Source organism: Lysinibacillus sp. NPDC097287, assembly GCF_044761695.1.
Lineage (GTDB): Bacteria > Bacillota > Bacilli > Bacillales_A > Planococcaceae > Lysinibacillus.
The window spans coordinates 1-20,595 of the sequence record NZ_JBIWCX010000021.1 but is presented as its reverse complement, the minus strand read 5'-3'; the positions used below and the strand labels follow the sequence as shown (position 1 = coordinate 20,595).

Genomic DNA, 20,595 nt, shown 5'->3' with positions numbered 1-20,595 from the left:
AATCCCTATAAATATGCTTCATGCTTGAAACTTTTTATTTATGCACAAAATTTTCTCTTTATCGATTTTTTCACACAATAAAAAGAACTCCACAGTTTATTGAAGAGTTCTTATTTTTTGACATTTTAAACTACGATTAAAACATTTAATGGAATATTAATATCCATTAACAAACCTATACTCCTACTTCTTCCAGTTCAATTACTACATCATCTTCTTGTGAACTATGATAAGCCGATAAAATGATGTCTTGAATTTTATTGCGTGTAGTTGAATTGATTGGATGTGCAATATCTCTAAATTCTCCATCTGGAGTACGCTTGCTTGGCATTGCTACGAACAATCCTGTGTTCCCATCAATTACACGAATATCATGTACAACAAACTCATTGTCGAGTGTAATGGAAGCAATCGCACGCATGCGGCCATCTGTTTGTACACGACGTAATCTTACATCAGTAACTTCCATTTTCTCACCACCTCTCATCTTAGATGCCTTAGTGAAAATATAATATTCTAGGATTACCGAATATTTACTTTTTTATAGTCTATCAAATTTTCTAAAAAATTTGAATACTTCATTTTAAATTCAGTAGATTATTTTCTCTATTTTACGTAAAATTTGACAATTGTTTGTCATTTATCCTGTATCAAATAAAAAAAGACTACTAAGAGAGTGTTAACTCTTTTAGTAGTCTTCTTCTTTTACTATTTCACAATTGCAATAACTTCAATTTCTATTTTCACGTCTTTTGGTAGACGTGCTACTTCTACTGCAGAACGAGCAGGTTTGTGTTCGCCAAAATGACTTGCATACACTTCATTCATTGCAACAAAGTCATTCATATCCTTCATAAATACCGTTGTTTTCACAACATTATCTAACGACGAGCCTGCAGCTTCTAACACTGCTTTTAAGTTAGTAAATACTTGGTGAGTTTGTACGACGATATCGCCTTCTACTAATTCGCCTGTTGACGTTAGTGGAATTTGACCTGAACTATAAAACATACCATTCACAATTATACCTTGTGAATAGGGACCGATTGCTGCTGGTGCATTCGTTGTAGCTACTACATTCATTTGTCATTTCTCCCTTTTTGAAAAATAATTACCCTCACTTAAAGCAATTGTACGGTCTTTTTCGTTGACCTCATGAAGTTTTATAAGTGAATAATAATCATCTACCAAAGTTTCATCTGCATGTTCTGCTTCCACAAGTACCGCAATACCTGCAAGCTCACAATCAAATTCTTCTAATAGATTTTTCATGCCGTTCATCGTACCGCCGACTTTCATAAAGTCATCAGTGATTAACACACGTTGTCCACTTTTCATACTTCTTTTTGATAATACCATTGTCTGAATTCTTCGTGAAGAACCAGATACATAGTTTATGCTGACTGTAGATCCTTCTGTTACTTTACTATCTCTACGTACAACCACAACAGGTACATTCAAATGTCTTGCAATCGCATGTGCAATTGAAATACCTTTTGTAGCTACTGTCATAATGACATCAATTTGTTGTCCAGCAAATGCAGAAGCAAATACTTTCCCTACACGATTAATTAAATCTGGATTCCCTAGTAAATCAGTCATAAATAAATAGCCACCAGGTAATAGTCGATCCGAATGCCCTAGCTCTGCTTTTAAATCTTGAATGACTAACCGAACTTCATGTTCGGACATTTTAGGGATATATTTCACTCCCCCGGCTGCGCCCGGTACTGTCATCAATAACCCGATTCCTTTTTCTTCGAATGTTTCTTTTACAATCGTTAAATCTTCACTAATAGAAGACTTTGCTGATTGATATAGTTCTGAAAAATAAGTTAGCGGGATCAGCTGATGTGGATGTTCTAGTAAATAATACGTCATATCCACTAGTCGTTCACTACGTTTCCATTTCATGCGACCCTCTCCTAAACACGAATATTTATAGGTAAAATTAACACAATTGTGCGTCTTTAAGCAAGCGTATTCCGTTCACCTAAAATGCGCACAGCATATACTTCTTCACAAAAACCTCTTAGTCCATTATAAATACGGCTCACACGTGCCTCGCTATCAACAAGACCAAACACCGTTGGACCGCTTCCGCTCATTAGTGTTGCATCTGCACCAAAGCGTTTCATTTGTTCCTTTAGCATAACAACTTCTGGATGCAAATCAAATGTTACAGTTTCCAAAACATTTCCCACCGAAGCGCATAATAGCTCATAATCTTCTGTTTCAATTGCACGAATCATTTGTTTCGTATTTGGATGTTGAAGACCTTCTACCTTTAATCCACCATACACTTCAGCTGTTGATACGCCAATTTTCGGCTTAGCTAAAACAACCCAGCAATTTGGTGGAGCAGATAACTCTTGAATTTTTTCACCGCGACCAGTTGCTAGTGCAGTACCGCCATATACACAAAACGAAACATCTGATCCAATTTTAGATCCAAGCTCAGCTAATTCATCAATTGATAAATTTAAATTCCATAGTTCATTCAAACCTTTTAATGTAGCTGCTGCATCACTACTACCACCTGCGAGCCCAGCTGCGATCGGAATCTCTTTTTCAATTAAGATGGATACACCTTGCCTAATGCCATATGTATCTTTTATAAGACGCGCTGCTTGATAAGCAAAGTTACGATGATCATTTGGCACAAAACGATCTGCTGAGATAATTCTAATATCACCATCTTCTCTTGGCTCCAACCCAATTCGATCGGCCAAATCAACAGTCGTCATTACCATTTCTACTTCATGATAATTATCTGGTCTTTTATAGAGTACATCTAAAGTTAAATTAATTTTCGCAGGCGCCTTTACATAAAGCATCTTACTTCCTCCTTCTACCTACACGCATAAACAGCCGTACATTCTGCGTAGCATCATTCAGTTTATTTTACCATAATGATAAAGCTACGACTGAAAAAAAGAACCGTTTACCTATTTTTGGTAATACGGCCCCTTTTTAATGTCAGTTGTTTGTTGTGTACACTAAAAGTTAAAAGCCTTTTTTCTCAAAAATGAGTGGACTACTCATTACGCTTTGCAAATTCACCATTTGCTTGCTCAGCCATTTCTATGGCACGCTTTACCATATTACCGGCATCCCTGGCTTTAATACCGCCCCAGCCCTCTTTCTCCACAACATCATAAAATCCAAGGTCCTTTGCAATCTCTTCTTTTAAACGAGGTGACATGATACTTTTTTTAGCCATGTTAACTCCTCCTTTAACAACCGACAAAATTAGTATGTCCGGCAAAATTAAAAAACACCCATGTATTTTTTCCCATACATGAGTGTTGCAACATATAAAAATAAGGACTAGCAACTATTTTGCGACAGCAGCTTGCGCTTCATCTAAAAAAGTAATCTCTACTGCTTCAGTTAAAATATCTGTGTAGCTATATGATACCCGCTTGCACGTATCATCTTCCTGATCAAGTTCAACAACGAATATTGCACGATATGTTTCACGCAATGTCCCTGCACACTCAACCGTTTTCTTGCGACCACCGTTTGCTTTTAACTGCAAACGTTTGCCCAAATGACAATCCAAAGACTTTTTAATGTCCGCTAACGTTTTTGGCATTTTCGCTTACACCTCACTATATAACAGTATAAACGATGCGCCCAAAAATGTCAACAAAATATAATATTTTATCAGCCCGCAATAAATATTGTCAACTTAATTTGACCAAAAAAATATATATTTTTTTTTATAGTCTCGTAATTGTTAAAAAAATGTTTTACTTTGAGAATATCGGGTATAATGAATCTGCTAATTTACCAAATTCTTGAATTGAAAGGGTCTCTCCTCGGCGTGTCGGTTCAATATTAGCCATAGCCAGCGCTTCTAAAATTTTATCTTTATTTGCCTTGCCATTAGGTAAACCAGCCTGTAAATTATTTAAAATTGTTTTACGACGTTGCACAAACGAAGCCCGCGTCACGACAAATAGGAAATCTTCATCAATGACCTTCACCGGCGGTTCATCGTGCTTAATAAGACGAATAACTGCAGAATCTACATTTGGTTGTGGCATAAAGACTGTTTTTGGTACAACCATCGCAATGTCTGCCTTCACATAATATTGAATAGCAATTGATAATGAGCCATATTCCTTCGTCCCTGGTTTTGCAGTAATACGATCTGCTACTTCTTTTTGCATCATCACTACAAATCCACGAATCGGAAGTCGGTCATTTAATAATTTCATTAATATCGGTGTCGTTACGTAATACGGTAAGTTTGCCACGACCATAATATCTTCGATACCCGGCATTTCTTCTTGGATTACTTTCTCCACATCCGCTTTTAAAATATCTGAATGTACAACTTTCACATTATTATATGGGCTTAGTGTATCCTCTAGCACCGGTAATAAACGTTGATCGATTTCAAATGATACAACTTTTTTTGCGTTACGTGCTAAATGTTCTGTTAATGCACCGATTCCTGGACCAACCTCAATGGCTCCACTATTTTCTGTTAAATCTGCATGCCCAACAATATTGCGTAAAATATTTGGATCGATTAAAAAGTTTTGTCCTAAGCTCTTTTTAAACGAAAAGCCATACTTCTTTAGAATTTCCTGTGTACGAATGGGTGTTGCAATATCTTTATACATTCTTTTCCTCCTGATCTAACAAAGCAACAGCCTCTCCAAATTGCTGTTCTGTTATTTGAAACATTTTTAATCTTTTATGAAGCTGTTTGCCGTTTGTAGCACCAATATTCAAAATCTCGCCCAACCGATCACGACGTGCTTTAGATTGCGGATATCCAATCAACCCCGCTGTCATTAAATCTTCTAGTGTAATGTCATCCTCAATTACTTGTGCTTCATTAGGCGTATAGACTTGGCGGAGCGCTTCACGAATATCTTCATCCGCTGCATGCTCAATACCTAATCCTTTACCGTTTTTTGCAATAGTTTTTGCCTTCGGTAAAAATGCATGCTTTACACCCTGAATCCGTTGTTCAATAATCGCACGTATACGACGACCTGGATAATCAGGGTCCGTAAAAACAATAACGCCTCTTTTATCATGTGCATGTTGTATGCGACGCAAAGTTTCTTCAGAAATTGCTGATCCATTTGTTTCAATTGTATCTGCATGAACAGCCCTTTTAATAGCTGTTGTATCATCTTTACCTTCAACAACAATAATTTCTTTTATCTGCAAAGAGGCTCCTCTTTTCTTTCCTATCTCCTGACCATTTTACAACTGCCTTTTAGGATTGTACAGAAATACTAAGCAGGTTCCATTTTTGATTTTGGCTACTTAATAGAAAAAGCTTTCCCGCCAGTCAATACGGGAAAGCAAAGAATTGTTTAGTCACACTTCAATATTCATAAATAAACACAGGTAAATGTTTATATTTTACAATATTTTTAATTTAATACTTTTATGCGTACTTTCTTCCGCCCCCATTGACGTGCCTGGGCATCTGATTGTACAAGTATGTCAATTTTATTACCTTTTATTGCACCGCCTGTATCTCCAGCAATGGCTGTGCCATAACCTTCAACCCAGACTTTTGAACCTAGCTTAATAACAGATGGATCTACCGCAATAACTTTTAGCCCTGAATTTGCACGCAAGTTAATACCAGTAGCTGAAGTTCCTGAACAACCATCACAATATGGTGTGTAAGCTGTTGCTGTTACATAAAACTCCTTACCACTAGCTGGTTCTGAGCCACGTGATACAGTTGCAACTACATTTTTGGTGCCAACTGCAACGACTTGCTTTGTAGGCTCCTTAATCACTTTTTCAGATTGTAGATTTTTAGCTACAACCTCGCCGTTTTCTTTTAAGACCTCATAAGTACGAGAAACCAAACCTTTCCCGCCTCGTGTTATAACTTTTTCTTTCCCTTTTGGCAATGAAGAATCCTTTTTCTTTTCTATTGCGAAATCTAAAGAGTCTTCCACTACATCGATAACCTTTTCTACGCGAACGACTGCGATTTTACTCTCTGGAGTGATAACTTCCTCCAGGTTATTTTCGACACGATCCAATTCGTTTAATTGAATTCCCTGTTGTTTTAAAAAGTTAGCGACCGTAGTCGAAGTGGACCAAACTTGTCTTTTTTCTCTACCATCGACAAGCGTTACCTGAAACGCTCTTTGAATATCGATTTTGTTATCCGCGCCTACTTTTGCATCTAAGCCTTGTGCTACTTCATCGTGCTCTGACACTTCAATATTGGCTTCCTTCAAAATGTTCTTCACTAGACTTTCAGTTGTCCATACCTTTGACTGATTTCCGTCAACTGAAATGGTTATTTCTTTTGCCTGTTCCCATGTAATTGCTATTCCATTAGCAATTTTGGTACTCAGAGAGGGTGATAATACGTCATGCTTTGCTACGTCTATATTTTGATCCTGCAGGAATTCTTCTACAGTTTTTGCATGTGTTGATACTTCTTTTTCTTCACCGTTCGCTTCAAAAGTGACGGTTTTTTTAGTCCCTTCAAAAAGAACGAACGAAATTACTGAAACAAACAGGACAAGTGAAATAATTCTTATCACTGTTTGCTTACGCCTCAATGATCCTAAGAACAAGTTTTTCATGGAATGATTTGACATGAAAAAACGCCTCCTTAATACAAAGTTGGATTATACGGACTAGTTTTAGCACTGTCAACCGGAATGTCTTCTCTGGAAAATTGACTGCACTTTTTTAAGACCACCTAAACTCAGTAATGGAGGCATCTTAACTAGCTAAACGTCAATCCCAAAAAATTTTTTTGCATTGGCTGTAGTTGCAAGTGCAACTTCCCCGATTGGAAGCTCTTTTAGACGTGCAATTTCTTCTGCCACTAAAGGCACTAATGCCGGCTCATTTCGCTTCCCTCTATGTGGATGCGGCGCTAGATATGGGGCATCTGTTTCAATCATTAGGTACTCTAAGGGAATCTCTGTTGCAACTTCTTTTGGCATACGTGCATTTTTAAATGTCACCGGTCCACCTAAACTAATCATGAAGTTCATCTCAATACATTCACGTGCTGTCTCGACACTTCCGCTATAGCAGTGCATCACACCACCTACTGATGCCGCATTTTCCTCACGTAAAATTTGCACGACATCACCGGTTGCATCTCGATTATGAATAATAATTGGCAAGTTCACTTTCTGCGCCAGATGAATTTGTTTGCGGAATACCTCTTGCTGCACATCTTTTGGTGACTTGTCCCAATAATAGTCCAAACCGGTTTCGCCAATTCCAACTATTTTCGGATGTGCTGATAATTCCTCTATCCACTTCAAATCTTCTTCCGTACAATCAATTGCATCTACCGGATGCCAGCCGATAACGCCATAAATAAAGTCATACTCCTCGAGTAACTCCATTGTTCTCACAATTGTTTTACGGTCAAATCCTACAACTACCATCGTTTCTACTTTTGCTTGAAGTGCTCTATCAATAACTTCTTGTAGATCTTCTTCATACTGGTCTGCATTTAAGTGTACGTGTGTATCTATAAACATAGTCATTCCCCTATCATCGATTGTATTAGAAATTATTATTACATATTTTTCGTAAATGTTACATTTACATTACAAAGAATTCTTATATGTGAGTATACGCTTAGATGGAAATAGCATTTTTAGGTACAATATACCTAAAAATGCCCTGGAAAATTCCCTTGATAATTATTTTGAAATAATTTATTGTAAATTTTCATGAAGATTTGAAAAGCCTGCTGAACTTTTTATGTTCAACAGGCCTCTCTCTATTTTTATTACTTAACTTTTGCTCCGTTTTGAAGTTGTTGATCAACAGATGCTAATTTTAAAATACCATCTTTTTCACCAGCTAGGATCATTCCTTGTGATAACTCACCACGAAGTTTGACTGGTTTTAAGTTTGCCACAACGATAACTTTTTGGCCTACTAATTCCTCAGCCGAATAAAACTTTGCAATACCTGAAACTACTTGGCGTTGTTCGTATCCAAGGTCTACTTGCAGCTTTAATAATTTGTCTGCTTTCGGCATTGGCTCACATGCTGTAACTGTTGCAACGCGCAAGTCTACTTTCATAAAATCATCAATTGAAATTTCTGGTGCATTTGGAATTTCAGCAGTCACTTGCTCTTCTTTTACTTCTTCTTCTTGAGGAGTTTTTACTGAACCACGCATTTCATCTCGAATATATGAAATTTCAATTTCATTATCTAAACGAGGGAAAATAGGTGTACCTTTTTCTACCACTTTTGTGTTTAGCGGAATAGTATTTCCGAATGTTTCAATTGTTTCCCATACTAAAAATCTCTCATCTAACCCTAATTGTTCAATAATACGCTTGGGAGTTACTGTCATAAATGGTTGTAACATAACTGCAATCTGATGTAAACTTTCTGCCAAATTTCGCATAACAGATGCTAATTTTGGTTTGTCTGCTTCATCTTTCGCTAATACCCATGGTTGTGTTTCGTCAATGTATTTATTAGTGCGTGAAACTAATGTCCATAGCTCTGCTAATACGACGCTAAATTGCATTTTTTCCATACTTTCTTCATATTTAATACGCACAGATTCTGCCTGCGCTTTTAAAGCCGCATCGAATTCTGTCATTTGAAGATTTTCAGTAGGGATAATACCATCAAAATATTTGTTAATCATTGAAATTGAACGATTTAATAAGTTCCCTAAATCATTAGCTAAATCAAAGTTTGTACGCTCTACAAACGATTCAGGTGAAAATACACCATCAGAGCCAAATGGAAGTTCGCGTAATAAGAAATATCGTGTCGCATCTAAGCCGTAACGCTCGATTAACATTTCAGGGTAGACAACATTGCCTTTTGATTTAGACATTTTACCGTCTTTCATCATTATAAAGCCATGTGCAAAGACTTTTTTCGGCAACGGTAAATCAAGTGCCATTAAGAAAATCGGCCAGTAGATAGTATGGAAGCGAACAATGTCTTTCCCAACAACTTGTACATCTGCAGGCCAGTATTTGTTGAATAATGTTTCATCGTCAGAAAGATAACCTAGAGACGTAATATAATTTGTTAATGCATCCACCCATACATAAATAACGTGTTTGGCATCTCCAGGTACTTTAATGCCCCAATCAAATGAAGTACGTGAAACAGATAAGTCTTCAAGTCCTGGTTTAATGAAGTTGTTAATCATTTCGTTTTTACGCGATTCTGGCTCGATGAATCCTGGATTTTCTTCATAATAAGCTAATAGGCGATCTGCATACTTCTTCATATTAAAGAAGTACGACTCTTCTTTTACTTTGTGTACTGGACGACCGCAGTCTGGGCAGTTCCCATCTTCTAACTGTGTTTCAGTAAAGAATGACTCACAAGGTGTACAGTACCAACCTTCATACTCACCTTTATAAATATCTCCGTTATCTAAAAACTTCTGGAAAATCTTTTCGACAGTGGCTTTATGACGCTCTTCCGTCGTTTGGATGAAATCATCATATGAGATATCCATTAGTGCCCATAGCTTCTTCGCAGCATCTGCAATTTCATTCACATACTCTTGTGGATGTTTGCCCGTTTCCGCTGCTTTCTCTTGGATTTTTTGACCGTGTTCATCCATACCAGTTAAAAAGCGCACATCATAGCCACGTAAACGCTTGTATCGCGCCATCGTATCAGAAGCTACAGTCGTATATGCTGTACCAATATGGAATTTCCCACTTGGGTAGTAAATCGGGGTAGTTATATAGAATGTTTTGTTTTGTTCGCTCACAGTACTGCCTCCATTGTTTCACAATATAATATCTATTCTATCGAAGTACGAAATTCGTTTCAATGAAAGTTTCTCAAATGCGAAAATTGTCGAATCATACACTATCCATTTAATAACTTTTAAAAGAGCCTTAAGAACCACTAAAATATTTTTATAGTAAAAAACTTATAAAAAAAGGCAAATAACTGTGTTCTTCTCAAAAAATTTTATAAAATAGTTTTAAAATAAGTACTAATTAATTGACGTATATGGCATTACTTGGTATGATAACTATCAGACAAAGAAATAATGTCGAAATTTGACGAATTATAAATATAACAATTTAGGAGGAACTATGTCATGAAATCAACAGGTATCGTTCGTAAAGTCGATGAATTAGGTCGTGTAGTAATTCCAATCGAACTTCGCCGCACGCTAGGCATAGCTGAAAAAGACGCACTAGAAATCTATGTGGATGATGATAAAATCATCTTAAAAAAATATATGCCTAATATGACATGTGCAGTTACTGGAGAAGTTTCAGATGATAACTTCCGTCTTGTTGGCGGTAAATTAATCTTAAGTCCAGAAGGCGCAGAAATGTTAATGAATGAAATCGAAACAAACTTAAAAAAATAATCCTTTTTACACCTGAATCGAGAACAGCGATTCAGGTGTTTTTTCGTATTAACCTAAACTACCCTTTTAGAATAGTTATTATACTTTGCAAAAGTAATATGCTGATTGAAAGCACCCCAAATAGTGTCCATGTCAGACATCACATCTTTAACATTACTCTTTTTTACAATTATAATCAATTTAAATATTACAATTATTTCCCTTTTCCTACAAAAAAAAATCACCCTCTCTTCTAGATTGGGTGATTTTTCGTATAGTAGAAATGTGATTTGGTGGAAGAGTTACACTATTCTTCTCTTACTCACTATGATATTCGTTGTAAATATCACGCTTTGATACTTGACGTAGTTTTGCCACTTCTTTAATAGCTTCTTTAGAAGTAACAGCTTGATTTGCGATAATATAATCGACATGCTCGACTACGGACATTGCAGCCCAGTATGTTTCTTCTTTATCTTCCTCAACTACATTTAAGTTACCTTCAAGAACGATACAGAACTCTCCACGAATTTCTTCTGATTGCGACCATTCGACCGCTTCCGTTATCGTGCCGCGTAAAAACTCCTCGAATTTCTTTGTAAGCTCCCGAGCTAATACGATACGGCGATTGCCCAGTACTAATTCCATATCTTTTAATGTCTCTTTTAATCGATGTGGCGCCTCATAAAATAAAATCGTCTCTTCGCGTTTTTTTAGTTGTTCTAATTGCTGACGACGTTCTTTTTTATTGCGCGATAAAAAGCCATGAAAGAAAAACGGCTGTGGTGTTAAACCAGAAGCTATCAACGCCGAAATGGCTGCATTCGCACCAGGGACAGGTACAACTGCAAAACCTTCTTCAATCGCTTTTACGACAATATCTGCACCGGGATCTGATATACATGGTAATCCTGCATCACTTACTAGGGCAACAACCTTCCCCTCACGTAAATAACCAAGGAGTTTCTCACCACCAAATTCTATATTATGCTCATGATAGCTCACTAATGGGGTATCGATATCAAAATAATTACATAGCTTTCTTGTATTACGTGTATCTTCTGCTGCAATAACATCCGCTTCTTTTAAAAGACGAAGTGCACGCACACTCATATCTTCTAAGTTACCAATAGGCGTTGCTACTAAATATAAACAGCCCCCATGTTCGTGCATCGTACTTTTTTGTGACTTCACGATTAATCTCTCCCCATATATTTCGATTTTTGTACTCTGTTTAATTGTTTAAAGGCATACTCTGCACGCATTGCTTCTTGTTTTGTTTCAAATGTTTCTACGTAAATACATTTTACAGGAACTCTTGCCCGTGTATATTTTGCACCCTTACCTGCATTATGTGTCGCTACACGCTTGTCTAGATCATTGGTATAGCCTGCATAATACGATTGATCGGCACATTCTAACACATAAAAAAAATGATTACTGTTCTTTTCCATAAAGTAATTCTCTCACTTGCGGCGTATATTCATTTTTCTCATCATACACATAAAGTGGCGGTAGAATTTTCAAATCTGGTTTACCATCTTTAATTCCTTCTATTAATAATGTGTTTGCTTCCTTCCCTTCTTTCGGGTAAATGAATTGCAAACGTTTTGGTTCTAGACGGTTGGCACGCATTGCAGTGACAATATCTAAAAGACGACCTGGACGATGCACAAATGCAGCCTTCCCACCTTGCTTTAACAACTTACTAGCAGATTGCACCGCTTCTTCTAATGTTAAATGCAATTCATGACGAGCAATTGCATAGTGTTCACTTAAATTTTTATTACTTGCTTCATGTGCTAAAAAATATGGTGGATTACATGTTACCACGTCATATTTCTCAATACCTAATTGTGCTGGAATTTCCTTAACATCGCCAAGTACCATACGAATTTGCTCATCTAGCTTATTATAACGAATGCTACGCTCTGCCATGTCAAAAAGACGTGGTTGCAACTCTACACCTGTAATGTGCCCCTTTGTACGAGCACTTAAAAAAAGTGGAATAACCCCGTTGCCGGAGCATAAGTCTACAATATTCCCTCTATGATGTGGCACACTAACAAATTTCGATAGTAATACCGCATCTAATGAAAATGAAAAGACAGACGGACTTTGAATAATTCGTAGCTCTTCTGCTAATAAATAATCTAACCTTTCATCATCCTTCAACCAATCTTCCATATTCCTTCCTCCTACACATACAAAACAAAAGACTGACAACCACAAAAAAGAGTGGGAATCAGTCTTCTATTACACATTTTGTTTATTTAAAAACGATAGACAAAATAGACAATCTTCACCTTTACGTGAGCTTCCAAAGTGTACATGACAAACATGGAAACCTTCTTGATAAAGACGTGCTAAGTTATCATAGCCCTCACCTATGTCCATTTGATTTTCTTTCTTTTCACCTACTGCTTGTGCAGTGCTCTCCTTAGAAAGTAACTCTTCTAGACGTGTACGGAGGTGATGATTTTCTGTTTCAAGTGCCTTATGTTCTTCCATCATTAGTGCAACAAATTGTTTCAATGCACCAAACTGCTCCTGCATTGATTCGAGCTGTTGTTCGAACCCCATAACAGTATCTAAGAAATTACGGTCCTTCACCCAAGCCACCTCGTTAAATTCTCTATCTTATATAAGATTTTTTTCGCCCGCTAATAGTTCCTCTAATGTATATTCGACAGTGCGTTCTTGCTCCTGTAAATATACTTGAATGAGTCGTTCCAATACGTTTAAAGCGACTACTTTGCCTCGTCCATCTGGTGTCATTGTAATTTCACCAATATCTGGCATACCTTCTTTAGCTTCTTCATACTCGTCATTTTCGTACTTCAAGCAGCACATTAAACGACCACAAAGTCCTGAAATTTTCGAAGGGTTTAACGACAAGTTTTGATCTTTTGCCATTTTAATAGACACTGGTTCAAAATCACCTAAAAATGTTGAACAGCAAAGCATCCGACCACATGGACCAATACCACCTAATAGCTTTGCCTCGTCACGTACTCCAATTTGGCGGAGCTCAATACGTGTACGAAAAACAGAAGCTAGGTCTTTTACGAGGTCACGAAAATCTACGCGCCCCTCTGCTGTAAAGTAAAAAATAATTTTATTACGATCAAATGTATATTCAACATCAACGAGCTTCATGTCTAACTTATGCTCGACGATTTTTGTACTTGCTAAGTCAAATGCACGTTTTGATTCTATTGCGTTTTCTTCAACCTGTATGCGGTCACGTTCATCCGCTGGTCTCAGCACTTGCTTTAATGGCAATACAACATCATTTTCCCCTACTACTTTTTGAGGGACAACAACTTTACCGTATTCCACTCCGCGAGCTGTTTCTACAATGACATACTGATTGTCTTCTAGTAGAAATGTTGCTGGATCAAAATAATATATTTTACCCGCCTTTTTAAAGCGGACCCCCACTACATTATACAAATGTATATCCCTCCTGCAGATTTAGCATTAGCTGCTCCATCATTAACGTCCTGTTCATGTTACGCTGCAAAGACACGCGTGCCTGTAGTATTGCTTGCATTTGACTAGATAGGCGCTCGTAAGTCGAATGTAATGCAGCTTCTTTAAATGTTTGTAACATGTCTGGGTAAGTACAAGCTGCTTCGGGATTAGCCTTTATTGCCACTATATCACGATACGCAAATAGCAGTAAATCCAATGCTTGCTCCATCTCGCTTTTTTCTTTAAACAGCGGCAACCATTCTTCATGTACGACAAGCATTGCTTCGTGTACATTTTTTCGAATCGCCTCTACTAATTTTAACACTGTTTTTCGGGCCTGTGCAAACTGCTCGTCATTCGCTAGAAAAACAGCTGTTTCGAGCTCATTCGTCAGCATGCTCACTGTCGAAGCCATTGAATAAGAAACATTGTTTTCCTGTAATTGCTTTAACAAAATCGAATGTGGTATTTTTTGAAATTTAATATGCTGACAGCGTGAGCGAATCGTTGGTAACATCGATTGCATTTGCTCGGTTAGAAGAATGGCCATCACATCCCCGTCTGGCTCTTCCAAAAACTTCAGTAGCATATTAGCAGAAGCTATATTTAGACGGTCTGCATGATGAAGCACGTAAATTTTACGCCCCTCTTCAATTCCCATCATCTTCATTTCTGTCACTAGCTCACGAATTTGATCAATCTTAATGAACTGACCATTTGGATAAATTTGATGAATATTAGGATGATTCCCCGAATCAACACGTCTGCAATTTCGACATGTTTCACATGGAACATTCTGTTTGGGATGTTCACACAGCATTAATTTTACAAAATACTGCATTATATCCACTTTTCCAGTGCCTTTTTCTCCATCAAAGATGTACGCATGCGCTAATCTGTTTTTATTTAAAATCGTTTGAAGTTGCTTCATTACGACTGGTTGTAATGTGAGTAACTCTTCAACATTCCTGGCCATACTGAATCACCTTTAAGTAAGGGCTTCCCCTTAGTTTCCTTCCTGTTTGAAAAAAGCCCGCGCCTACAAGTGAACAAGACACGGGTTTTACATATATAAATTAATTAATAAACCTTTAATTTCACCAATTTTATCGAGAAGATCTATTGCTTCCTTCTCTTCATTTAAAATATCTTGTGCCAATTCTACAAGCCGCTCATCAATTGTTTCGATAATTTTCAAGCGTCGGCCTTCACCAAAACGATTCCATGTATGAGACTGTTTTAGCTCCATTCCATGCTCAATCGTTTCTTGTAAAAATCTCTTTACTAGCATCTTAAATCGAGCTAGCTCTCTTAGATTACGGGATCTCGCAACGCGGTCACCCGCTGAAGAAATATCACCTAACAGTCTTGTAAGTTGCTCGGTTTGCATTTTCGATCCTTGCTTCACTACCATATCACCAAATCGGTTGTTTTGATTATTATTTTGTAGTGGCTCTTTACGATTTGCATTTAATCCGACACGTATATCTTGATTGATTTTCAAGTTGTATTCGCCTCCACTTCAATCAATTACGCCTTGGCGTAATTGTATACAGATTTTGCATCAATCTGAGGCAATCTAATACCCTTCTTTTACAAAATCAATTACATCTGCCAGAGGCTTTAACATTTACAGAAACTACTTGTACTTCGCCGTATAAAATATTATACATGTCTTCAACTCACCGCATATAAAGTGATAAGAGACTCCTAATAAATCATATTAAAAATGATGGAATTGTTCAATTGGTAAAACAAATACTGTAGCACCGCCTACTTCTACTTCAATCGGATAAGGGATATACGAATCCGCATTTCCTCCTAAAGGTGAAACTGGTGCAACCATTTGTTCTCGTGCTCGACAGTTATCACGGATAATATCTAAAACTTTGGGTATGAGAGTGTCTTCTGTTCCAATAAGAAACGTCGTGTTACCAGAGCGTAAAAAACCACCAGTACTCGCCAATTTTGTTGCGCGAAACTCATTTTTCGTTAAAGCGTTCGATAAACGGCTGCTATCTTGGTCTTGAACTACAGCTACGACTAACTTCATCCGCACTCACCCCTTTATTCAAGTTCATATCTTTAAAAAACTATGACATTCGTCGGAGCTCCAAAATTATTTAATGGGCATTTAGATGTCCGCCGAATAATTTTGAATTAGATGTTACCATTATATCACAATATGCTAGACAACTTCATACTTTTACTGCATTACGTCACAAAGTATAGACCATACATCTTCAATGACTTGCTCAACATTTTGATCTGCATTCACAACTTTTATACGTTCAGGATAACGTTCTACAAGCATCAAATATCCTTCACGTACTTTTTCATGGAATGCTAAACTCTCGACATCTAGACGGTTTATTTCTCGGTCACTATGGGCATGAATTCGTGCCAAACCAACCTCAGGCGCCAAATCAAATAAAATTGTCACGTCTGGTAACTTCTTTCCAATGGCAAATTCATTAATAGCCAGTACCTCATCGACCCCTATACCACGCGCATATCCTTGATAGGCAAGAGATGAGTCGATAAAGCGATCACAAATTACTAGCTTTCCAGCATCGAGTGCTGGGCGTACTTTTTCAAAATAATGCTGACTTCTAGCTGCTGCATATAATAAGGCTTCTGTACGTTCGTCCATCGCTGTGTGTGCTGGGTTTAAAATAACTGCACGAATTTTTTCTGCAATTTCGATTCCACCAGGCTCTCTCGTCGGCAGTACTTCTATATTTTCTTGCTCTAATCGCTCAGCAATTTTTTGAATGACTGTTGTCTTACCAGCCCCTTCTGGACCTTCAAATGTTATAAATAAATTGCACTTCATGTTGTAATTGCCTCCAACTATTTAATGACCTCGATCATTTTTTCTTCTAAACGATGCTTCCCTTGAAATGAAGCACCCGCTGCCAGTAATTCCTCTAACTGACTTAGTTTAGCTACTGTAATTTTTTCACCTGGTACAAGTAACGGAATCCCTGGTGGATAAGGAATTATCATACCTGCTGCAATACGCCCCATTGCACGCATATATGGTAACCATTCTTTATCTTTTTCCTCAATTTCTTCACATGTAAACCTAGGCTTAGTGATGGATGTAAAAGTATACGTAGATTGCGTAGCATCCAGTATATTACTTTTTTCTGTATTCAATAAGGCTGTCACAGCATCCTTAATACGTACTCGAATATCTGCAAATGGATACGTATGACCTTGTTTTAAAAGTGGTAATACAAGCAATACTTGATGTGCATCCGCAAGTTCTGCGTATACGTTTTGTGACTCTAGTACTTCTTGTAATTGAAAACCACTATAACCTTTAACGCGTAGCAGTATTTTTAATGGATCATCCACTTCTATTACTTCAAGTGAACCAATCGCACATAAAGCTTCTACCCATTGTTTCTTTTTCTCTATTATATATGCGCCGTCACTCTCCATATATGTCTGTACATAGTAACGTGCATCATCTAAAGATGCTAGTAATACATACGACGGACTACTGGACTGTAACATACGTAAATAATGATTTACTTTATCAATGTCTACTAATTCTGAATTCACATGCATAAAAGAAGCCATTGTCATTGCTGGTAATGTTTTGTGCGCAGATTGTACAACAACATCTGCCCCGAATGTGAGCGCAGAAGGCTGGAATAATGTACATGCACTAAAATGTGCACCGTGCGCTTCATCTACTAAAACAGGAATACATTTTTCATGACAATATGCAATTTGTTGTCGTATGTCTTTAGATGCCATACCGTAATAAGTTGGATATGTTAACACAACTGCCTTTGCCTCAGGATATTGGTCGATTGCTTCTTTTAGGGTTTCATATGCTATGTAGGTCGCAGTTAAAGTTCGTTCATCCCACATTGGTGATACATATACCGGTTGTGCTCCCACAAGTTCAATGGCATGGAAAATAGATTTATGAGCATTACGCTGTACGATAATGATATCGCCCTTCTTACAGGTTGCATAAATCATTGCTAAATTACCAACAGTAGAACCGTTTACTAAAAAGAAACTTTTCATTGTTCCATATGTGTCTGCGAGTAAATTTTCTGCTTCTAAAATCATTTCCTCTGGATGATGCAAATCATCTAGTCCAGACAGTTCCGTTACATCATAACGCATCACATCTTTAAAAGCTTGTGGTAACTGTGACAGCTCCCCATGTTTATGACCAGGTACATGAAATGATATATTTTGTTGTTGTCGAAAACGCTCTAATCCTTCCACTATTGGCTTCTTTTTTTGCAAATTAAGACACCCATTTCCGTTAGTTTCTCCTTTAATTATACGGGATTGACACAAGATAAAAAAGCTATCCTACAAAATAGGATAGCTCATACACTATTGGATTGGCATAAAGGCAACTTGCCAAATCCCCTGTTCATTTTTCACCATCTGAAAACTATGTTCAATGCCATTCAAGGTGAAAAGAATTACGCCTTTCTCTTCTGGCATTTCTTTAAATGTCCCCTGACTTAATGCTTGTGCCATCTCAAAAGCACGGTGCCGCTGCCTCTCTGCCTCAAGTTGCATATACTCTCGCATATGTTGCACTTCACTCCACTGTTGATGTTGGGCACGTGTTGTATATAAATGATACACAGTCCGCTCATCCGCTAAAAACTGTGCATAAAGCTGAATACGTGCTACCGTCATCGGATCTACGCCTCTGAATAACTCTGCGTCATTTTGCAACCTAAATTCCTCATACAACGCTCGTTCTGTTTGTGACCACTCGTCAACCATATCGCTCGCATCATAACCTAGCACCTTACCTAATATTTGTTCCTTATTAATTTTGCCTATCAATCCACTGCTCCAATTATCAGCAACGATAAAATATTCACTTTCATTAAGCTGTACTTCATCCATGTTCAAGAAAAAATTATCATGAATTGTATCCTTATTAAAGTTTTCACCGTTCTGTTTAAACTTTTCTATAAACTCCTCATATACGTTGAAACCCTCTTGTGTGGCAAAGCCAAAGAAAATGTCGAGTGGAATTGTATTCACAACTACAGTTCCATTGCGAATAGCAACTTTTTCATCTGGTAATCCGACTATGCGTGTAAGCTTCTGCTCGCCATCCTCAACCTCTATATATACAACATCCCCACCTCTAAGGTCATCCACCTTTGGCTCAATTACAACTGGATACGCTTGATACTCATCATTTCCGCGATTCATCGTATCAGCCTTATATGATAATTCATATTGCGGTTCTGATAAACTACCAACAATCGGCACTGTATCATCAAAACCTGCATAATCCCATTCAATCGAGTTCATTCGTTGCATCGTCCCATCCGCATATTCGAAAACAACACGTTCCGCATCACTTGCTGCAAAAGCAAACCAAAACAGACCCTCATTCTCTACTTTCAGCATTTTCGCCTGTTCCTGTCCGATAATCACTTGCTTTAATAAATCTGTCTTTTCTGCCCCGCAATATATATATGGCTCTTGAGTAGAATTTAAATAATGAACATCCTCATCTTCTGCATTAAAGCCATTAGTACACTGATCAGTTTGTATCCATTGCCTTTCTTTATATGTTAAATATGCAACATGTACAAGTAATCGCTCATTCTGTTGCTCTTTATATACAACAACAGCATCATCCTTATGAAATACATCCATTTCCTCAAAAATAACTTCAGCATCATTCTGTTCTTCCATCCATGCTGCTAGCGCCTCGTCTTTCGAGGTATGCGGTTGCCATAATCCCACTCCAATTAGCAACACAATTATTGCAACAAAACCACAAACAACCATAAGGTACTGCCACGAACGTAGATTACTAGACTTTTGATTTCTATTCATTACTGCAGTCACAACACGATTCTCGATTGTTTCCGAAAACCTAGATTTCTCATAAAATAACTTGTCGAACTCCCGTTTTATTTTATTCATGACGAAGAACCTCCCAATCAGCTCCGTCTAGTCGTTCTTTCAGCATATTTCGACTACGCCTTAACCTCGTCTTTACAGTATTCTCAGAGAGAACCAATAGTTCAGCAATCTCCACACTCGTTAGCTCTTCGTAGTAAAACAACACAATTACTTCACGTTATTTATTGGTAACTGTAGCACTTTCTTTGCCAGATCAAGCTGTTCTAGACGTTGTATCATTATTGAATCGATTAATGGACCCTTAGCATGTATTTGTCCTAACAGAAAATTAGAAAACATCTGTCGCCTACTTTTCCAACTCCGCAAATAATCATGGCATCTGTGGATTGTCATTTTTGCTAAATATGTTTTTAACGTTGCACGTTGCTCAAACTGTTGATACTTCTCAAAGAACTTAATAAACACATCCTGTACAATATCTTCCGCGGTTGTCCAATCCTTTACATATAAATATGATAACTTCATTAAATACTCGCCATATGTATGCATAATATCTCTCATGTCATATTCCTCATACTGTCCCACTAAATCCCCCTCTCCTTTACTGATAATCTCTATTACTTATGTATTTCACTTTCACCCAATAGACGGTTAGAAAATAAAATTAGTTTCACTTTATTACCACATTTTATTATTTACCGGATAATCATGACTTTGCAAATGTACAAATATGATTCTATGGGGCTTTTCTCTAACATTAACTAAGATAAAAAATAAAACGCAAAAAAACAGCCAACATAAAGTTGACTGTTTTTCATGTGCCTAGCGACGTCCTACTCTCACAGGGGGAAGCCCCCAACTACCATCGGCGCTAAAGAGCTTAACTTCCGTGTTCG

General features: G+C 37.5%; 25 protein-coding genes and 1 rRNA gene. 1 reads left to right on the top strand and 25 read right to left on the bottom strand.

All coding sequences use genetic code 11. From position 1 onward, the window contains the following. Positions 1-175 precede the first annotated feature (175 nt). The 11 genes from spoVG to metG all read right to left on the bottom strand — a co-directional run bounded on the left by spoVG (position 176) and on the right by metG (position 9,742). Complete coding sequence (gene spoVG, locus ACIQ2D_RS20235; RefSeq protein ID WP_402867110.1) at positions 176-469, bottom strand: septation regulator SpoVG; 294 nt, start codon at positions 467-469, stop codon at positions 176-178. A gap of 239 nt (positions 470-708) precedes the next feature. Continuing rightward, the gene (locus tag ACIQ2D_RS20230; RefSeq protein ID WP_402867109.1) at positions 709-1,083 is read right to left on the bottom strand and encodes a RidA family protein; all 375 of its coding nucleotides are present in this window, start codon (positions 1,081-1,083) and stop codon (positions 709-711) included. A 3-nt stretch (positions 1,084-1,086) separates the two neighbouring features. Continuing rightward, positions 1,087-1,914 (bottom strand): pur operon repressor, encoded by an 828-nt coding sequence (gene purR, locus ACIQ2D_RS20225; RefSeq protein ID WP_402867108.1) that lies wholly within the window; start codon positions 1,912-1,914, stop codon positions 1,087-1,089. Positions 1,915-1,970: 56 nt separating this feature from the next. Beyond that, complete coding sequence (gene ispE, locus ACIQ2D_RS20220) at positions 1,971-2,837, bottom strand: 4-(cytidine 5'-diphospho)-2-C-methyl-D-erythritol kinase (RefSeq protein ID WP_402867107.1); 867 nt, start codon at positions 2,835-2,837, stop codon at positions 1,971-1,973. Positions 2,838-3,037: 200 nt separating this feature from the next. Next, on the bottom strand, positions 3,038-3,223 hold the full coding sequence (locus ACIQ2D_RS20215) for a small, acid-soluble spore protein, alpha/beta type (protein ID WP_402867106.1): 186 nt from the start codon (positions 3,221-3,223) through the stop codon (positions 3,038-3,040). 114 nt (positions 3,224-3,337) lie between these two features. Next, a complete protein-coding gene (gene veg, locus ACIQ2D_RS20210) occupies positions 3,338-3,598 on the bottom strand; it encodes a biofilm formation stimulator Veg (RefSeq protein ID WP_402757141.1) in 261 nt (86 codons plus the stop codon). Between the two features lie 157 nt (positions 3,599-3,755). Then, positions 3,756-4,637, bottom strand: coding sequence for a 16S rRNA (adenine(1518)-N(6)/adenine(1519)-N(6))-dimethyltransferase RsmA (gene rsmA / locus ACIQ2D_RS20205; RefSeq protein WP_402867105.1), 882 nt, complete (start codon positions 4,635-4,637; stop codon positions 3,756-3,758). Beyond that, the gene (gene rnmV / locus ACIQ2D_RS20200; protein WP_402867104.1) at positions 4,630-5,196 is read right to left on the bottom strand and encodes a ribonuclease M5; all 567 of its coding nucleotides are present in this window, start codon (positions 5,194-5,196) and stop codon (positions 4,630-4,632) included. Before rnmV ends, rsmA begins: the two co-directional genes overlap by 8 nt. Positions 5,197-5,405: 209 nt before the next feature. Further along, complete coding sequence (locus ACIQ2D_RS20195) at positions 5,406-6,605, bottom strand: resuscitation-promoting factor (protein ID WP_402867103.1); 1,200 nt, start codon at positions 6,603-6,605, stop codon at positions 5,406-5,408. 135 nt (positions 6,606-6,740) lie between these two features. Continuing rightward, the gene (locus ACIQ2D_RS20190; RefSeq protein WP_402867102.1) at positions 6,741-7,511 is read right to left on the bottom strand and encodes a TatD family hydrolase; all 771 of its coding nucleotides are present in this window, start codon (positions 7,509-7,511) and stop codon (positions 6,741-6,743) included. 254 nt (positions 7,512-7,765) lie between these two features. Beyond that, a complete protein-coding gene (metG, locus tag ACIQ2D_RS20185) occupies positions 7,766-9,742 on the bottom strand; it encodes a methionine--tRNA ligase (RefSeq protein ID WP_402867101.1) in 1,977 nt (658 codons plus the stop codon). A gap of 339 nt (positions 9,743-10,081) precedes the next feature. Between metG and ACIQ2D_RS20180 the strand changes: the two genes are divergently transcribed. Further along, complete coding sequence (locus ACIQ2D_RS20180; RefSeq protein WP_053582344.1) at positions 10,082-10,360, top strand: transition state genes transcriptional regulator AbrB; 279 nt, start codon at positions 10,082-10,084, stop codon at positions 10,358-10,360. Positions 10,361-10,657: 297 nt separating this feature from the next. Here ACIQ2D_RS20180 and rsmI read toward each other — a convergent pair whose 3' ends face one another. The 14 genes from rsmI to rrf all read right to left on the bottom strand — a co-directional run. Then, positions 10,658-11,533: a 16S rRNA (cytidine(1402)-2'-O)-methyltransferase gene (gene rsmI / locus ACIQ2D_RS20175; protein WP_402867100.1), complete on the bottom strand. Its 876-nt coding sequence runs from the start codon at positions 11,531-11,533 to the stop codon at positions 10,658-10,660. Positions 11,534-11,535: 2 nt separating this feature from the next. Then, positions 11,536-11,793 carry a GIY-YIG nuclease family protein gene (locus ACIQ2D_RS20170; protein ID WP_402867099.1) on the bottom strand — a complete coding sequence of 86 codons (258 nt, stop codon included), beginning with the start codon at positions 11,791-11,793 and terminating at the stop codon, positions 11,536-11,538. After that, positions 11,777-12,526, bottom strand: a complete 750-nt coding sequence (locus ACIQ2D_RS20165) for a tRNA1(Val) (adenine(37)-N6)-methyltransferase (protein ID WP_402867098.1) — start codon at positions 12,524-12,526, stop codon at positions 11,777-11,779. The genes ACIQ2D_RS20170 and ACIQ2D_RS20165 overlap by 17 nt, the downstream gene beginning before the upstream one ends. Before the next feature lie 69 nt (positions 12,527-12,595). After that, positions 12,596-12,952: a DNA replication initiation control protein YabA gene (yabA, locus tag ACIQ2D_RS20160; protein WP_402867097.1), complete on the bottom strand. Its 357-nt coding sequence runs from the start codon at positions 12,950-12,952 to the stop codon at positions 12,596-12,598. Between the two features lie 27 nt (positions 12,953-12,979). Beyond that, positions 12,980-13,795, bottom strand: a complete 816-nt coding sequence (locus ACIQ2D_RS20155) for a PSP1 domain-containing protein (RefSeq protein WP_402867096.1) — start codon at positions 13,793-13,795, stop codon at positions 12,980-12,982. Next, on the bottom strand, positions 13,788-14,792 hold the full coding sequence (gene holB / locus ACIQ2D_RS20150) for a DNA polymerase III subunit delta' (RefSeq protein WP_402867095.1): 1,005 nt from the start codon (positions 14,790-14,792) through the stop codon (positions 13,788-13,790). Before holB ends, ACIQ2D_RS20155 begins: the two co-directional genes overlap by 8 nt. Positions 14,793-14,879: 87 nt before the next feature. Continuing rightward, a complete protein-coding gene (locus tag ACIQ2D_RS20145) occupies positions 14,880-15,320 on the bottom strand; it encodes a YaaR family protein (protein WP_402867094.1) in 441 nt (146 codons plus the stop codon). Positions 15,321-15,539: 219 nt separating this feature from the next. Continuing rightward, positions 15,540-15,869, bottom strand: a complete 330-nt coding sequence (locus tag ACIQ2D_RS20140) for a cyclic-di-AMP receptor (RefSeq protein WP_402867093.1) — start codon at positions 15,867-15,869, stop codon at positions 15,540-15,542. Between the two features lie 153 nt (positions 15,870-16,022). Further along, positions 16,023-16,652 carry a dTMP kinase gene (tmk, locus tag ACIQ2D_RS20135; RefSeq protein ID WP_402867092.1) on the bottom strand — a complete coding sequence of 210 codons (630 nt, stop codon included), beginning with the start codon at positions 16,650-16,652 and terminating at the stop codon, positions 16,023-16,025. 17 nt (positions 16,653-16,669) lie between these two features. Then, a complete protein-coding gene (locus ACIQ2D_RS20130) occupies positions 16,670-18,094 on the bottom strand; it encodes an aminotransferase class I/II-fold pyridoxal phosphate-dependent enzyme (protein WP_402867091.1) in 1,425 nt (474 codons plus the stop codon). Between the two features lie 93 nt (positions 18,095-18,187). After that, complete coding sequence (locus ACIQ2D_RS20125; RefSeq protein ID WP_402867090.1) at positions 18,188-19,759, bottom strand: S26 family signal peptidase; 1,572 nt, start codon at positions 19,757-19,759, stop codon at positions 18,188-18,190. Next, positions 19,752-19,874, bottom strand: a complete 123-nt coding sequence (locus ACIQ2D_RS20120) for a hypothetical protein (RefSeq protein WP_402867141.1) — start codon at positions 19,872-19,874, stop codon at positions 19,752-19,754. Before ACIQ2D_RS20120 ends, ACIQ2D_RS20125 begins: the two co-directional genes overlap by 8 nt. Before the next feature lie 32 nt (positions 19,875-19,906). Beyond that, the gene (locus tag ACIQ2D_RS20115; protein ID WP_402867089.1) at positions 19,907-20,284 is read right to left on the bottom strand and encodes a sigma factor; all 378 of its coding nucleotides are present in this window, start codon (positions 20,282-20,284) and stop codon (positions 19,907-19,909) included. A gap of 235 nt (positions 20,285-20,519) precedes the next feature. Next, positions 20,520-20,595: ribosomal RNA gene (gene rrf / locus ACIQ2D_RS22395) — 5S ribosomal RNA — on the bottom strand; the annotation flags it as partial.